18 protein-coding genes are annotated in these 14,924 nt (G+C 41.9%); 1 reads left to right on the top strand and 17 read right to left on the bottom strand.

The window, feature by feature from the left end:
* Positions 1 to 111: 111 nt before the first annotated feature.
* The 14 genes from QJV27_RS09640 to QJV27_RS09575 are packed head-to-tail and all read right to left on the bottom strand — an operon-like array spanning position 112 to position 9,640.
* Positions 112 to 714, bottom strand: a complete 603-nt coding sequence (locus tag QJV27_RS09640; protein ID WP_281448713.1) for a phage tail assembly protein — start codon at positions 712 to 714, stop codon at positions 112 to 114.
* On the bottom strand, positions 711 to 1,082 hold the full coding sequence (locus tag QJV27_RS09635) for a phage tail tube protein (protein ID WP_281448712.1): 372 nt from the start codon (positions 1,080 to 1,082) through the stop codon (positions 711 to 713). The genes QJV27_RS09640 and QJV27_RS09635 overlap by 4 nt, the downstream gene beginning before the upstream one ends.
* Positions 1,083 to 1,093: 11 nt before the next feature.
* On the bottom strand, positions 1,094 to 2,575 hold the full coding sequence (locus QJV27_RS09630) for a phage tail sheath subtilisin-like domain-containing protein (RefSeq protein WP_281448711.1): 1,482 nt from the start codon (positions 2,573 to 2,575) through the stop codon (positions 1,094 to 1,096).
* Positions 2,568 to 2,771: a DUF2635 domain-containing protein gene (locus QJV27_RS09625; RefSeq protein WP_281448710.1), complete on the bottom strand. Its 204-nt coding sequence runs from the start codon at positions 2,769 to 2,771 to the stop codon at positions 2,568 to 2,570. Before QJV27_RS09625 ends, QJV27_RS09630 begins: the two co-directional genes overlap by 8 nt.
* Before the next feature lie 20 nt (positions 2,772 to 2,791).
* Positions 2,792 to 3,277: a hypothetical protein gene (locus tag QJV27_RS09620; RefSeq protein WP_281448709.1), complete on the bottom strand. Its 486-nt coding sequence runs from the start codon at positions 3,275 to 3,277 to the stop codon at positions 2,792 to 2,794.
* Entirely contained in the window at positions 3,278 to 3,610 is a 333-nt protein-coding gene (locus QJV27_RS09615; protein ID WP_281448708.1) for a head-tail joining protein, read from the bottom strand.
* Entirely contained in the window at positions 3,600 to 4,025 is a 426-nt protein-coding gene (locus QJV27_RS09610) for a DUF7210 family protein (RefSeq protein ID WP_281448707.1), read from the bottom strand. Before QJV27_RS09610 ends, QJV27_RS09615 begins: the two co-directional genes overlap by 11 nt.
* Positions 4,018 to 5,091, bottom strand: a complete 1,074-nt coding sequence (locus QJV27_RS09605) for a major capsid protein (RefSeq protein ID WP_281448706.1) — start codon at positions 5,089 to 5,091, stop codon at positions 4,018 to 4,020. The genes QJV27_RS09610 and QJV27_RS09605 overlap by 8 nt, the downstream gene beginning before the upstream one ends.
* A gap of 20 nt (positions 5,092 to 5,111) precedes the next feature.
* Positions 5,112 to 5,522, bottom strand: a complete 411-nt coding sequence (locus QJV27_RS09600) for a head decoration protein (RefSeq protein ID WP_281448705.1) — start codon at positions 5,520 to 5,522, stop codon at positions 5,112 to 5,114.
* Entirely contained in the window at positions 5,519 to 6,190 is a 672-nt protein-coding gene (locus tag QJV27_RS09595; RefSeq protein WP_281448704.1) for a hypothetical protein, read from the bottom strand. Before QJV27_RS09595 ends, QJV27_RS09600 begins: the two co-directional genes overlap by 4 nt.
* Before the next feature lie 3 nt (positions 6,191 to 6,193).
* Positions 6,194 to 6,991: a S49 family peptidase gene (locus QJV27_RS09590; RefSeq protein WP_281448703.1), complete on the bottom strand. Its 798-nt coding sequence runs from the start codon at positions 6,989 to 6,991 to the stop codon at positions 6,194 to 6,196.
* 9 nt (positions 6,992 to 7,000) lie between these two features.
* Positions 7,001 to 8,668, bottom strand: a complete 1,668-nt coding sequence (locus QJV27_RS09585) for a phage portal protein (protein ID WP_281448702.1) — start codon at positions 8,666 to 8,668, stop codon at positions 7,001 to 7,003.
* Positions 8,665 to 8,925 carry a gpW family head-tail joining protein gene (gene gpW / locus QJV27_RS09580; RefSeq protein WP_281448701.1) on the bottom strand — a complete coding sequence of 87 codons (261 nt, stop codon included), beginning with the start codon at positions 8,923 to 8,925 and terminating at the stop codon, positions 8,665 to 8,667. Before gpW ends, QJV27_RS09585 begins: the two co-directional genes overlap by 4 nt.
* Before the next feature lie 4 nt (positions 8,926 to 8,929).
* The gene (locus QJV27_RS09575; RefSeq protein ID WP_281448700.1) at positions 8,930 to 9,640 is read right to left on the bottom strand and encodes a hypothetical protein; all 711 of its coding nucleotides are present in this window, start codon (positions 9,638 to 9,640) and stop codon (positions 8,930 to 8,932) included.
* A gap of 275 nt (positions 9,641 to 9,915) precedes the next feature.
* Between QJV27_RS09575 and QJV27_RS09570 the strand changes: the two genes are divergently transcribed.
* Positions 9,916 to 10,161, top strand: a complete 246-nt coding sequence (locus QJV27_RS09570) for a hypothetical protein (protein WP_281448699.1) — start codon at positions 9,916 to 9,918, stop codon at positions 10,159 to 10,161.
* A 62-nt stretch (positions 10,162 to 10,223) separates the two neighbouring features.
* Here the strand turns inward: QJV27_RS09570 and QJV27_RS09565 are convergent, their stop codons facing one another.
* From QJV27_RS09565 to QJV27_RS09555, 3 genes are all read right to left on the bottom strand, one after another.
* Positions 10,224 to 12,152 (bottom strand): phage terminase large subunit family protein, encoded by a 1,929-nt coding sequence (locus QJV27_RS09565; RefSeq protein ID WP_281448698.1) that lies wholly within the window; start codon positions 12,150 to 12,152, stop codon positions 10,224 to 10,226.
* Entirely contained in the window at positions 12,121 to 12,678 is a 558-nt protein-coding gene (locus QJV27_RS09560; RefSeq protein WP_281448697.1) for a hypothetical protein, read from the bottom strand. The genes QJV27_RS09565 and QJV27_RS09560 overlap by 32 nt, the downstream gene beginning before the upstream one ends.
* Before the next feature lie 290 nt (positions 12,679 to 12,968).
* On the bottom strand, positions 12,969 to 14,780 hold the full coding sequence (locus QJV27_RS09555; protein WP_281448696.1) for a hypothetical protein: 1,812 nt from the start codon (positions 14,778 to 14,780) through the stop codon (positions 12,969 to 12,971).
* Between the last annotated feature and the right edge of the window lie 144 nt (positions 14,781 to 14,924).

Here is a 14,924-nt window from a genome sequence, read left to right as displayed (position 1 = left end):
TTTGTTGCTTTTGCTCGGCTTCTTGCCCGTGGATCGTTGCCAAAACCACTTCTGATAACTGAGAACCCGTCATGTCATCAATCCATTGTGGGGGCCATTTGTAAAAGTAGATCAATTGTTGGCTAAGGCCTCGCCAGTTTTCTGGCCATTGGGAAAAAAACGCAAAAGATAACCGGATGCTTTCGTAAACTGACTGATGGGTAGTTTTAAGATACTTGCCAATTTTTGCCCTGAAACCTGGGTTAATAAAGATACTTGGAATTCCAGTCCCCCGACAATCGTTTGGCCATAGTGATCAAATTGCTTCATCGCCATTTTACGTTGCTTTACTGTGGGTTCTTGCAAAGCAATCTCGCTAAGGGTTTCCCCGTTACTTAATTGTAATGGTGGTATTAGCTCCATATCCCATTGATCATATGGCTCATTACAAGGGGTCATATCTTGAAAAGACATAACGAAATCGATAGCCTGATCCAAAATACGACCTGGCAACTCTTCAATACCTTGAATGGGCATTTCAGAAACGCTTGCCACCAAAATCAGCTGCGCATCATAAGCAGCAACAGAGGATTGTTTACCAGCCATTGTCTTGAAAGCCTGAATGACTTCATTTACGATAGGTTCACGTAATTTTAATTCAGTATAATCACGATCACCAACACGAACAGGGCGATCTAAAGAAATAATTTTTGTATTCATTACTGGCTGTGTCATGCGATATCCTCTGATACATCGTCACCTTCGAAATTAACCTCGAACTTGCCTTCTTGCGTGTTTAATTCGGGTTGTTCAACAAGCCACATTTGATTGCCTGTAATCACTTTTCCATTAACAAGCCTTACAATCACTGTGGCTGTTTCTTTGCCCATAATCTCTGCAATGGGCTTGTCTTTGCGGTCAATTAAGGTTGCAGAAATTGATCCTTGTGTGGGCATTTTGGTAAAACCAGCAACCGCTGTTTGTGCCACCACGGTTTCACGTTTAAATCCACTCGTCTTGTATTTTATATTTTCAGCGTTCCAAACTTCACCGTCAATGGTAAGCGTGGCGTATCCGCCTATCGCACCTTGTGTCGATGCCATGATGTGATTCCTTATCCCTTGGTAAACTGGCAGTTACCTGCAATAATAAATAATTGATCTGAAAACCGATACGGCATCAACAGCTTTACCGTGCCATTTCCTGCGTTTTCAGCCTTTAATTCACTGGCAAATCCGTCCGTATCTTGCACCCATAAATATTCGGCTTGGGTACGATAACGGGCAATACAAGTTTTTCCAATTAATTCGGCTGTCGTTGCCTGTTGGCCTGCTGTAATTTTTGATCCGTCACGCAACAGCACACAACGAGGAAACTGATCAGATAAAAATTGACGCATATCCTGTATGGCCATACTGGCCGTTAACATTGTTTCAATATTTAGATAACTGTTATCTTCATTTCCGTAACTGTTGCGTTTATAGGTTGTGATCAACCGCTCAATCATTACCTGATTATTATCATTGACGATAAAAGTTGAGATCCCGTCATATAGTAACGAGTTGCGTTGTTGAAAATTAAAAAACCCTTGGTCACTGGGAGGCATAACGGATAAAACCAGCCCCGTAATTGGAATAGCTGGATTATTACGCATGCTGACTGCAACTTGTGCACCCACTTGTGCCGCCCATATCATAGGATGGGTTGGACTGTCCGATGTCGACATGATCGTCATATGCTGATCATTCAATCGATCACCTAAGGCTGTAACCTCGCCATAAGTACCAGACAAAGCCGTGATAGTATGACCATACAGTTGATCTGTAAGTTGCCATCGACCCGATTGGTCGTTTAAAAAATCCGTAAAAATCGACAAAGACTGTAAATCGGTAAAGGGATGAATAAACAAATCAAATTGACGACTGCCCAATCCTGCCAAACAATTAGACAATGACGATGGGGTGCCAACACCTCCTTGCATTTTGGTAAGGGTGGCAGTAATCCCCAAAGGCAAAGCCTGCCCAGCGATTTCACCCAAAAGATTTAAGTTTAAAGCAATCGCATTTCCGCACTGTCCACCATTTTTAGCGGTCAAGTTAACCTTGCCCTCGCTAGAATCTGCTTGTACAGGCACATTAGCAAATGCGTTAACACGATCGGCTAGGTTTTTTGCAATAGTGGTAGCATTGTCGCCTTTTGTTACAAAATACTCAATCAATTGATCGCCGATATAAAGAGAAATTTTACCGTTTTGCGAGGCCGTACCTGAAAATTGTATCGATCCCTTGGCCTTACTGACCACACCAGATTCCGATAAAGGTAATACCCATAACTCGCCTGTACGATCAATTTTTCGATAAGCCTCGACCATTAATGCAATTTGAGAACCTGTACCATACAACCCTTGGGCAGAAGTTACCCCTCCACATTGCACAGCAACATCAGGGGTCCCCGCCCCACTTTCCAGCATCTGGCCAATTAACAATACTCTACGCCTTACTTTGGCTGTATTTGCTTTTGATGCATCCAAAGCAAAATAAAAGCCAGGCACACGGTTATCACTGGAATATCCAGGAATGGAGATTGTATCAACCATCTTTGCTCTCCTTTTTTATTCCTGTTGTTAATGATTTTTTTAATTCAAAGGTGTTCTCTTCAACCTTGACGATATCGCCTGTATTTAATAGGCGTGCCCAGTAGAAGTCTTGAGGTACTTCTTCGCCCTGCTCTGACAAAAGGCGCATGGCCCCCGGCCAGCGCACCTTTCGTCCAGGTGCTGGTTTTACAAACATGATTTTTCTTTCTTGATAAATTAAGTAATTTGACCTGTAATTCGATCCACGACGGGACCCTCAGGAAAAAAGTCTTCGCGATACTTACAGGTTATAACAAAACGGATTTCAGCAATTTGTTTCCCAGTGTCAGGATTAAAAACGGTTTCCGTAGTAAAGGATGGCATTTGTTCAAAAGCATATTGAAAATCGTAATCACACATGATTATCTGTTCAACAGCATAACAGACTTGATCCAATTGTTTTGTCGCATCATCAATATTAACAAAATTACAAAAATACTGAATAACCAAAGTAGCCGTTCGCATAAAAACAGGAGTTGCTGTGGTTAGAGGTTCCATCTGGTCATGAGGTGCAGAAACAAAAAAACAAGGCAGCTTTTCCTGAGGCACTTTGATGGAAAAGTTGCGAAAAACCCGCCCCTCCTCTACCAACTTGGTTTTATCTAAGAGATTAGCCAATTGATCGCGTAAAATTGCCCTATATATTGTTGTGCTTTTTTGCATTTAAACCTCGGCATTATTTAACGCTAGATGTGCGCCACCTTGTCCATCAACCTGAACCTCTAAAACGTAATAATCTTGACCATTCAATGTCACACGATCACCCATATCAGGTTTGATGGGAAAATCATCCAAACGCACCCCCATCATCACGCGCGTGGCAACAACACCACTACCCCCAGCATCCATACCAGTGATAGGATTATGAAAACGCGTCACATCATCAAAAATAGCCTTTATACTAACACTTTCCCCAGATTGATGATGATAGGTTACCATCTTACCAAATGTATCCATACAGGGGGTAAGGACCAAATCCTTAAAGTCAACTGGCATCACTGCCCGCCTTTGGGGTGTGGGTTTTAGGAACAACGACACCCCCTGCGGGTAAAATACTACCTGCCACGGCATAATGGTTTTTGATTAAAAAATCCGCATCTTTGGTTGGCAAATCAAGGGTTGTTCCCCCTTTATATTTCACCCCATTATGACGTAAAGTCCGATTTTGTAGAACAGTGATGGTTGTTTTTCCTGTCGATACAAAAAGAGCAGAAGGTTGATTACCATTCTGCTCTTTTGTCTTATCCCCTAACGATTGGTCTTTTGAAGGATCATCGCCTGATGGTGGAGTTTGTGTCGCACCATTCCCCTCTGATTCATTGCTGTCAACAGATGAATTTTTTTCTTTTTCAAGATCTGATGAATCTTTTTCTTTTTCTAGATCTTTGGTATCTTTTATATCTTTAGCCATTGTCATATCCTTTCGCAACATGGGCAACAAAACTTGCATCAATTCGTGCTGGGAAAACTAACGGAGCAGATTGCAACATGATATGTACTTGTGGTGGATCATCAGGAACCCACATTTTAGGAACATATGCTACGGATGGATACCCAAAAGCTCCATCCATAATCACCCCATAAGCCCGAATACCTCTAAGTTCATCTTCGGAAATGCCAATTACTAAACCATCAGGAATCATGGGACGTTCGACATTATCATCATCAACGTACCAATCATTATATAACCAGATGCGATGGGTTCCCCAATATCCCATCATCATTGCACCTGGCGCAGCCTGTGGACCAAGAGCCACATAGGCATCATTATTACCACGAATGCCCGAGTTCAAAAATATCTGCTGCATTTTCAGATGTTGAATAAAGGCATCATAAGCAGAGTGTGTGAAAAGTAAATCAGTCACTTGTGCCCCTGATGTTTTTAGCACTTTTATGATTAAGTTTCTAATTTCCTCAGTTGGATTAGCCGTTGAATTTGGATCATCCCACATATCGGTTCCAGAAAAGACAATATTGAGTTCAGGTGAACGACCAAAATTCATAAAGGTTTCTTGAAACCCATTCCCTTTAATGACCAAATACCCATTGACCAAACATTGTGCTGCCATCCATTCCTGACGACGTTGCAACATATCAAGCTGATCTTTCATTTCAAAAGCAATATTCGCCAAATATTTTTCTGTAGGGGTATGATTGCCTCCGATCTGCTCTCCAATCGCACGCATAACAGGTTTTGTTAAATCAGGAATACGTTTATCTTTGATATAAGGTGGTCTGAAGGTTTTGGTTTCAATCGGTCTTGTTTCAACCAATTTTCCTTGTTGTAAAGGCGAACAAAAAGGCGCCATACGCCGTTTACCAACATCAATATCAATAGCGACATCTTGTGTTGTGGATAAAATTTCTCGTTTAAAAAAACCATCCAGCAAAAAAGACTGTGCCGCTTTTAAATTAGGCACCACATCAATCAACTGAACAGTTGAAAAAATCGGAAATTCAGTGTTTGTTTCTGACATTTATTATACTCTAGTAAAATTTAAGTTGGATTATCAGCATTGACAACATCTTGAAAAAAGAGTGCCAAAGGTCGTCCTGCATCCCGTAATGTTTCCAATGTCCAAGAATCATCTATAATAATTCGACTGGCATTAAACTCACCCGTAAAATATCCACCAGCCCCAGAAACATCACCTGAACTGGTATCGTATGTATCTACCAAAACAGCCAATGCTTTTTCAGAACCATCTGTTGCAGTTGCTTTAGAAACTACATAAACCCCTGTGTTATCTTTACCAATAATCGTCCCACGCCTTAGAATACCCTGATTACCTTTCAACGTGATACTTTGTGTAACAGGCTGTAATTCGCCTGCAATTAGATTATCTTGACGATAACTTACATCCTTGTTTCCATAAATCTGGGCACTTCCGCCCCAAATTGTTGTCATAATTTGATATCCTTCTTCACTGCACCTGTAACCATGCCTGCTTTCAAAATACTAGAAGCAGCAGCTTTATTTTGATTGCAAGGCTGACTTGGTCGTGGCGCGCCCACGCTTAATGATCGACGTTCTTGCATCATTCGTTGATTGTATAAAGCTGTTCTGGAGGGTTTATTGGATGAAGCTGGTTTTGCTATCCCCCCCGCATTTAACAATCGTATTGCCTGGCTGCGTGGGATATTTGTTCCAAAAGCCAACTCTGCTGCAAGTGCTAAATTATTCGCTGCTGCTTTACATCCAAAAATCGCAGCACACCGTCCACGCTCTCTTGCCCTTGCTTGGGCTGTGGTATCGTCTTCTTCATCCTCAGCATCAGTTTCATCATCACCTTCATCTTCAGCATCTGGGTCATCCTCTTCCTCAGCCTCTGGTTCTTCCTCTTCTTCGGCTTTGGCACGTTTTGCTTTTTTAGCTTTAGCCTTCTTGCCTTTGGCTCGACCATTTTGATCTTCTGGATCTTCAGCCTCTTGATCCTCTTCAGCAGAATTTTCTTCGTCTTCTTCTGCATCTATATCGTCTTGGTCTGAATCTTCTGCGCGTGACTTTAATAAATGAGCAAAACGCGTTGCATCATCATTGGATATTTTTTTCTTAGAACTGAGTTTTTTGCTCATTCTCTATTTTCCTTTATATTGTTGTACGAATAAAAATGCTTCATCAGCCGACATGACAAAATCAGCCAACCCTGCCTGAACACCATAAGGACCAAGAAAGGTTCCTGCCTCCATGTCTCGTATCTTTTGAGGGGGCAGATCACGATTACGGGCAACTTGCTCGACAAATAGTTCACCCAAATAATCGACCTCGGCTTGAATACGACCTAATGCACCTTCGGTTAATGAGGTCGTAGGTGCGGTCTCGCCTTTAAAAGCACCAAAAGTAATCGTAGTGATTTTAATCCCTGCTTGATCCAGTGCCTTGGTCATATCAGTATGCATCGTAATCACGCCAATACTGCCTACACCACCATATTTTGGGAGAATTATTACATTTGCAGCACTGGCAATCGCATATGCTGCCGAATAGGCACTGTCATCACAAATGGCAATAACGGGTTTAACTTTACGAATTTTGTAAATCACATCAGAAAGATCAAAACAACCTGATGCAACCCCACCTGGGCTATCGATCAACAACACAATCTTGGTGACTTGTGGATCATTGACTGCTTTGGCTAATTCCTGACGAATATAATCATATCCACAAGCAAATCCCTCATAACAAAAGTTACCAGGCACCAAGATACCTTTAATCGGAATGACCGCAATATCGTCATAGATTTCACCGTCAGGAGAAGCACGTGCCCCCATATCAGACAACATGCGTCGATTGCCCGCTCTTATTTCCTCGGCTAACAAGGACGCACGTCCGCATTCCAACGCCAAAGGTCGGTTCAAAAATTCTGTAATATTCATGATTTTTCTTTATGGAGTTGGTTTTTGTGGGGGTTGCGCTGCTGAAGTCGCTTGACCATCTTGTTGTGGTCCTGTCCATGCGGGTAATGGGATACCTAATTCTTTGCAACGTTTAATTTCAATGGCACGTTGATCCAGCATTTCTTCCCAATCACCGCCAGCATTCTCAGCAGTTTCACTTTGTAATGTTGATAATCCTGCTTCCATACCTAAAACAGAACCCTGTTTTTCTGCAACAGGATCAATCCAACCACGCCCCGGCCCAAGCCACTGACAATTTGAAATAGGCGTTTTCAAAACAGCAATATTGTTAATTAACCATTCATCATTCACACCTTTTGGCCAAGGAAGATCATTAACCATGCAGCATTCCTCTAGCCATGCAGAACGAATGGGGGATGCAAAGCCTCTTGCAAAGCCGTCTCGCCTGCGCGTTAATGTTTTCCATCCCTCTAATGCTGCAGCTCTGGCAGAAGAGTAATTCACATCTGACCAATCATTACTGACTTGTTGAGCAGTAACCCCTGTGCCAGCGGCAATATTACGAAGCGCTGTATTAAGAAATTCTTTATATTGTGAATGTGGATGCGTGGCACTGATGGTATTAATCTTTTCCCCTGGAAATAGAGAATGAATACGCATATCCCCAATGGTTAAACTTTTCCCTTGATGATACTCGGAACGATTGGCTTGATATTGCTTCATATCATCTTCGACACCCAAGGCATCTGCAGCTGAAACAGGATCAAAAGGGCTTTCCAAATAGGCTGCCAAGAATGCATTTAAAATCGCAGCATCCATCTCAGTCTGATCATATTTGGTAATCATTTTTAAACGCTGAACGATTGGGGTTAAAATCCCAGCACCCCCTCGATGTTCAGAAGCGCGATCAGATTCAAAATAATGCACAATATTGGGTCTGCCCCACTCTGTTTCTTTATCTATATATTCCCATTGAGCAGTTTTATCCAAAGCAAAATAATCCGAGATATGTGCCTCTCTGAAATAATACCCAACTGGCGCACCATATCGATCAATTTTCACACCGCCTCGACAATACATCTCATCGATACCTTGATTTGGATTGGACAACCGATCAGGATCAATTAATTGCACCGATGTGGCGTATAAAGCCTGCTGGTTCAAACGTTCTGGAATGTAATTCACCATTGCCACAGCATCCCCATCAATCAAAGAGTGACACATGCCTGCATACATCATTTGCGTAAATGTCAGCCTGCGCCCTGTATCGCAATAGCGTCCATCATCGTTTGCCCAAGATCGCCAATGGCTATCGACAATGCTGCTCCATTCCGAAGCCCATTGTGCATCAAAAGCAAATCCTGTCTTTACCGCCAAAGTTCTATAATCTGGTTTAGTTAGTGGTCGAAACACACTACCGATGGCATTATCCAAAATGCGCGTAATAATGCCCGCAGCCCAACCATCATTGCGAACCAAATCCCGAACACGACTGACAATCAAATCCCGCCAAGGGTTCAGTTCGACATCAGGTGAGGTTAAATAAGGAAACCAGTTGCCAGTATGTGCGCCCGTATTATCCGCAGCATCATAAGGTATACGCCCCCATCCCCCATTTAACGCCATAGGCTTTTTAGGCACGGATTTAACCATCGGCTGTCCATATTGATCGAGGATTGACGAAACTTTGCTCATCTGAATCTTACCCCAATGGCACGTCTGCGGTTAATCCCTAATGCTCGTTGTAAATCGAGAATATAGCCTTGTAATAGCTGCATATTGGCTTGAGTGTAGGTGACTGACTTTGCCCCTGTTTCTTGGGAATAAGAGACTGAAATTGGTTTATTTCCAAGCATTAAATTATTATAAGCTTGTTGCGCTTGACTGAGATACGATTGCAAGGTTTCGCGTGATAAATTAGACCACATGGTTTTCGGTGCTAGATAAAGCATGGTCTTATTTTCCTTTGGTTAAAATACGATCAATAGCTTGAGTTAAATAATGGTTAGCGTTCTTATTGATGAATTGTTCAACTTTTTGATGAAAACCCATTTTAGGTTTATAACTGGCTTTGCTGACAAAGCTGACCAATCGGGTCAGGCTGCGTTGTTGGCGATTATATAAAAAGAACCCGCCAGGCTTGCCGTTCTTTCCTGTTATTTTAAGGATTGATTGGGCTTTGCCTCTGCGTCCTGCTGTCTTAGCGCGTTGTAAATCTTGCTGGGCTTTTTGAGCAAGGCTTTTTACATAACCCTTTGGAAGTCCACCTGATGCATTTTTTTTAGCCTTAGGCCCTGCAATCACTAAAGCTTTGGCATTGGGGTTCACAATATTATCGCTGGTTGTCCGCGTGCCACCATATTCTTCAAATTGTAAATATTTGGCTTGTTGGTCTTTGATAAATACAGTGGCCGTTTGGTCATATTTCGTTGCTGGACCAAAAGATACAGCGTTACGAGTAAAAGCATTGGTGTGATGAAAAATATTAGGAATATCTTGCTTGATTCGATCGCGCGCAGCCTTTGCCACCCCATTTAACCCTTGTGCCGATGCATAAGGAATATCTTTGGACGCAATACGCTGCAGATCCAATGAGGCTTGTTTGGAATTAAATTTTAGCGTGGTTTTCATGAAGAAACGATTACATAAAAAAAGTGCAAATTTCATTACGAAAATTGCACTTGATATCTTGAAAATTACATCATGATGATGTATAGATATATGTGTTGAAGCAATCATACTTCAACAAACTAAGGAGAGAACAAATGGATGTCTATTCCATTTATTTCTTTCTACTTACAATCAAACAACTGAAACCGATCCTTTCAGTTGTTTGCGGAAAATTCAAGATGAATATTCAAATTGAATTAAGCCGAAGGTAGTAAGAAAGGGAGGGGATAAAACCTCTCCCGCTCTCTCCTTATAATATAGAGGTTTTTATTATGGAATGCAAGATTGAAACAGGTGACGATCTTAAACAAGCAATATGTGATTTGGGATATACTCAAAGCTCCTTTATTCGCATCTTGAAAAGCTATGGAGACCCAAGGACACAAAGGGGAAGCCTTAGTCTACTTCAAAAAATGATTGCGAATAAATTACCCATCAATCCTTATATTCCTGTCGTTATCAATATGTTGTATCAGTTAAAAGATCTTAATGCTTTGCCTAAAGATCCTAAAACTTAAGCAAGAAAATAAATTGTAAAAGATCTTATTGAATTGCTTAAAAATCTGAATCTGCGTCACAATTATAAAAACAGTTTTTTAAACGCTCGTCGTTTTTTTTCAGGATCCGTAGTATCCACCTGTTCTCTATCTTCTTTAGGTAAACCTGAAACTTCTACCTTTTGTTCCACCATTTTTAGTGGCTCATGATTTTGTTCCATGCGATCGGCCAGAGCGTTTAATTTTACACCTTGTTGCATTAAGCCACAAAGGGCTGCGTAAGAGTAGACCGCCAAATCTAAAGCCTCGTTTGCACGTCCTGGAGTTTGTTCCCAAATACGGACATATCGACCGCCAATATAGGTTCTGACCGAACGTTCAGAAACCAATTGGGCAAAGAAATTGACATCGCGGTCTTGTGGGTAATGCATATACCCAGGGCACGCAGTATTAGGGGGTGGCTGTTCTAGGGCCAAGCGTGCACGGATGGTGTCTTTGGCAGTGTTGACCCCAATAATATAAGGTCTGAACCCTTTTGATTTGCGGGTTGGTCGTTTGGCAGGCCAGACGGGTGAACGTTGTCCACCTCGTGCAGATTCACCTTTAATTGCCCAAATCCTGCGTCCTAGTCTTGCTTTGCAAAATTCATAAACTTTCTGAGTGTGGTGTCCGCCTGAATCAATACATGTCGCCATGACAGAGAACGCATGACCATCTGCGCGATACCACTGACGTTTTAAAATAGTATCAACCTCTTGCCACAAGGCAGGGCCGTCTGGATCCCCATCAATAACAATATGGGCAATGGACCAGCGTTCTTCGTTTCTTCCCCAACCCACGATTTCCAGTTCAACCCGATCGTCTTGAGTATCCCCTGCGGCAGTTAATAAAACCACGCCATCGGGAACCTCGCCCGCCCAAACTTCGGCACGTCTTGCGAGAGTCAGTTCGGATAATGCACCCTCGCCTCGATCTTCAAATGTTTCCCCAAGCATTGTATTCACAAATGTTTGCAATTCAATCGGGTCAGACTTTACGCGCAAAAATTCTGCAACCAACAAAGACCATCTGGCATTGGGCATTAATGAATAAAGCGAATTAATATGAAAGGACGCATGCCCTTTAAACGGAGCATTAGCACGCCATTCACCCTCTTTGATCAAGTCTGGTTTATCTTTTTCTTCTATGACACACCCATTATGCTGACATACATAATGAGCTGTATCAGGCAAGGCATTACCTCGTTCGTCCTTATCCCACTTAATCCCGTGGGTTACGTCTTTGCCACCCCATTCAAGGATTTGAAATTCCCCACAATGGGGGCATGGCACGTAAAATTTGCGTTGATCCCCCTCTTGATAAAGCTTTTCAATACGAGACAAGCCTTTGATTGTTGGCGTTGATCCAGCCACAATCTTGCGGTTCCAAAAAGTTTCAGAGCGTTTGGTGCCAAGAGCAATTTGATCCCCTTCTGAACCAGCACCGCCCACAGGATATCCATCAACTTCATCAAAAAGAACGATGCGCACGGTAATACGACGAAATCCCCCAGGAGAGTTTGCCCCCACCAAGGCAATGGATGCGCCATTCTTCATGGTCTTTTTCAGTAATGTATTTTCCCCTGATCGTGTTTTGGGATCGGGCGCAATTTCAGCTAATACCGTCGTATCTCTCAGCATCGGAGCAATCTCAGATTTTGAATAATCCTCGGCATCTTCTACGCGTGGTTGCACCACTAAAATTGGACTTGGATCTTGGTGCATATAATAGCCAACAATATGGTCAAGGATTTTGGTATACCCCACGCGGGCTGACTTCATCACCGATACTTTTTCTACCTTGGGATCAGTGATCGCATCCATCATGCCAACTTGATAGGCATAGGCCTCAAACCGTCCTGTTTGCGCGCTGGTTTCTTTGGACAAATACGCATAACGTTCCGCCCATTGACTAAGACTTAATACAGGAGGCGGGGAAAGATTAAGCCGTTGTGCTTTCTGTAATGTCTTCAAAAAGGCTATTTTCCCTTTCTTGTAAGTGTTGGATCCATCGTTCATCCTCGGATAATTCTTCTAATGCTCTGACCATCAATTGATGCATTTTACCTTGAGTTTCTGCAACCGTTTTACAGTTAAATATCTGAGGTGCCATTTCCGCAGGCATTGCCAATAAACGCGTTCTGATCGCACTAAGTTGTGAAGATAGGGCATCAACTACATCTTCAATCCTGACTACAGCACCCGATTTTAAATCATAGTCTAATTGTTTGAGACGAGCTTCGTAACTGGTTTTATAAAGTTCTGCATCTTGAAGGTTCTTAAAAACGGGTAAAGATGGATCATATGGAATTATCTCTGTTTGTGGTAACGCAACAGTTTGATCAAAGTCTCGTTTACTCGCAAGCCAAGCATCAAAAGATGCAAGATCAACTTTATTTTTACCTACAGATTGAATCCGTCCTACTTTTAAATGTTTTTGAATAGCCGCGCGACTGATCCCTGCACGACGTGCAGCCTCACTTTGACTAATCGTTTTCATGATTCTGCAACCTAACTGCAACCTCCAATAATAAAGGTGCAACCAGTTGCAGCTTGGTTGCACCCTCCATATATTCAATTAATGGCTATATTCTGCTGTTTTTAAAAGTATTTATATAAAAGTAAACTGCAACCTAGGTTGCACCCTATTTAGTCGAAGAAACTCTAGGGCTACAGCAATTTTACTAGGTGCAACTGCAACCTCTACAAAACCCTTTGGCTAGACATAAAACGCGATCGCGAATTACCCGCGCTGCAAAGGGGCTAGGAAGGACCCAAGGGAATTACTTATTAAAATGGATTTGACTGCACCAATCTTTCTCTAACTTGTTGCATCGAATATCCCTGAGCCAAAGCATCCTGTTGACGACTAATTGTTGCATCATCTAGAGTATACCCTAATATTTCATTGCTCATGGAGCGAATACGATCATAGCTCTCCTGGTCATACGCATAATTGGCCATTAAGTCATGAAACGCTTCACCACCAGCTAAACGATCTTGTTCGTGTTTAATCATGCCTTCATCGTTCCAGTCATATCCCCTGATACGACTAACACCCTCGCGAATACGATTATGGCTCTCCTGGTCATACGCATAATTGGCCATTAAGTCATGAAACGCTTCACCACCAGCTAAACGATCTTGTTCGTGTTTAATCATACCTTCATCGTTCCAGTCATATCCCCTGATACGACTAACACTCTCGCGAATACGATTATGGCTCTCCTGGTCATACGCATAATTGGCCATTAAGTCATGAAACGCTTCACCACCAGCTAAACGATCTTGTTCGTGTTTAATCATACCTTCATCGTTCCAGTCATATCCCCTGATACGACTAACACTCTCGCGAATACGATTATGGCTCTCCTGGTCATACGCATAATTGGCCATTAAGTCATGAAACGCTTCACCACCAGCTAAACGATCTTGTTCGTGTTTAATCATGCCTTCATCGTTCCAGTCATATCCCCTGATACGACTAACACTCTCGCGAATACGATTATGGCTCTCCTGGTCATACGCATAATTGGCCATTAAGTCATGAAACGCTTCACCACCAGCTAAACGATCTTGTTCGTGTTTAATCATACCTTCATCGTTCCAGTCATATCCCCTGATACGACTAACACTCTCGCGAATACGATTATGGCTCTCCTGGTCATACGCATAATTGGCCATTAAGTCATGAAACGCTTCACCACCAGCTAAACGATCTTGTTCGTGTTTAATCATGCCTTCATCGTTCCAGTCATATCCCCTGATACGACTAACACTCTCGCGAATACGATTATGGCTCTCCTGGTCATACGCATAATTGGCCATTAAGTCATGAAACGCTTCACCACCAGCTAAACGATCTTGTTCGTGACGAATACGATCTGCATTGTTAAAATCATAACCTCTAATACGACTAATATTCTCGTGAATCGCATCGTATGTAGCTTGAGAATATGCAAAACTATTACGAACATCAGCTAGACTCTGAAACCATCCATTCGCAAGATTAACCTGATAGAACTGAATAGTCTCTTTATTAACAGGCCGTCCATACATAGAAGAGGTCAGTTGATCAATCGCGTTGTATCCTGCTTGAGAGTACGCAGTGTCACCTCTTATTGTTGCCCCGATATCACTATATAACCCCATATGTCTCCAACCATTATTATAGAGATTATTTTGTTCATCTATAATCATTTGTTTACTTGGGGGATAACCCAAAACTGAACTCATTATATTTGTCATGTAGGTCACACCATTTTGAGACAATATAAAATCTTGCTGAGCCCGGACCTGCATCACAACAGATCCAACAAAACCGTTATCTTGTACCATTTGAATATCAGGCAACGTCATTATATCGGGTTTATTTTCTTGTGTAACTTCTGCCTGCATAAGACTTGTTGTCATATGAGACAAATCTTTTTGATACCAGTCATCTGCGGATGTTAATTCTTTTATAGTTTTGACATTTGCAATTTGTTGAGAAACACTGAGAAGCTGATCATCTTGATTTGTTTTGACTTCAGGAGCAGTAACCAATTTATCGGCTTGATCGTGTATATTTTGATTAGGCGCAAATAAAACTGTATCTGACATAATTTAACCTTTTTAATAATATCTATTTAGATACAATTCTTATTTATGAAAAAGATTCAGAACAAGATAAAAAAAACTGTAACCAATGCTAATAATACAAAAAAGAACCTAACCAGCTGTAGTAATGTAATAATTTATTTAGAG

It is taken from the genome of Commensalibacter oyaizuii (assembly GCF_029953265.1).
In the GTDB taxonomy this organism is placed as follows: domain Bacteria; phylum Pseudomonadota; class Alphaproteobacteria; order Acetobacterales; family Acetobacteraceae; genus Commensalibacter; species Commensalibacter oyaizuii.
This window is presented reverse-complemented; position numbering and strand designations above follow the sequence as displayed.

Coding starts and splice junctions, on each gene's coding strand:
- QJV27_RS09615 (WP_281448708.1), bottom strand. CDS start 3,610: ATGCCAGTTGACTTTAAGGATTTGGTCCTTACCCCCTGTATGGATACA.
- gpW (WP_281448701.1), bottom strand. CDS start 8,925: ATGCTTTATCTAGCACCGAAAACCATGTGGTCTAATTTATCACGCGAA.
- QJV27_RS09585 (WP_281448702.1), bottom strand. CDS start 8,668: ATGAGCAAAGTTTCGTCAATCCTCGATCAATATGGACAGCCGATGGTT.
- QJV27_RS09595 (WP_281448704.1), bottom strand. CDS start 6,190: ATGAGCAAAAAACTCAGTTCTAAGAAAAAAATATCCAATGATGATGCA.
- QJV27_RS09575 (WP_281448700.1), bottom strand. CDS start 9,640: ATGAAATTTGCACTTTTTTTATGTAATCGTTTCTTCATGAAAACCACG.
- QJV27_RS09630 (WP_281448711.1), bottom strand. CDS start 2,575: ATGGTTGATACAATCTCCATTCCTGGATATTCCAGTGATAACCGTGTG.
- QJV27_RS09570 (WP_281448699.1), top strand. CDS start 9,916: ATGGAATGCAAGATTGAAACAGGTGACGATCTTAAACAAGCAATATGT.
- QJV27_RS09635 (WP_281448712.1), bottom strand. CDS start 1,082: ATGGCATCGACACAAGGTGCGATAGGCGGATACGCCACGCTTACCATT.
- QJV27_RS09590 (WP_281448703.1), bottom strand. CDS start 6,991: ATGAATATTACAGAATTTTTGAACCGACCTTTGGCGTTGGAATGCGGA.
- QJV27_RS09640 (WP_281448713.1), bottom strand. CDS start 714: ATGACACAGCCAGTAATGAATACAAAAATTATTTCTTTAGATCGCCCT.
- QJV27_RS09625 (WP_281448710.1), bottom strand. CDS start 2,771: ATGTTTGTAAAACCAGCACCTGGACGAAAGGTGCGCTGGCCGGGGGCC.
- QJV27_RS09610 (WP_281448707.1), bottom strand. CDS start 4,025: ATGGCTAAAGATATAAAAGATACCAAAGATCTAGAAAAAGAAAAAGAT.
- QJV27_RS09555 (WP_281448696.1), bottom strand. CDS start 14,780: ATGTCAGATACAGTTTTATTTGCGCCTAATCAAAATATACACGATCAA.
- QJV27_RS09620 (WP_281448709.1), bottom strand. CDS start 3,277: ATGCAAAAAAGCACAACAATATATAGGGCAATTTTACGCGATCAATTG.
- QJV27_RS09605 (WP_281448706.1), bottom strand. CDS start 5,091: ATGTCAGAAACAAACACTGAATTTCCGATTTTTTCAACTGTTCAGTTG.
- QJV27_RS09600 (WP_281448705.1), bottom strand. CDS start 5,522: ATGACAACAATTTGGGGCGGAAGTGCCCAGATTTATGGAAACAAGGAT.
- QJV27_RS09560 (WP_281448697.1), bottom strand. CDS start 12,678: ATGAAAACGATTAGTCAAAGTGAGGCTGCACGTCGTGCAGGGATCAGT.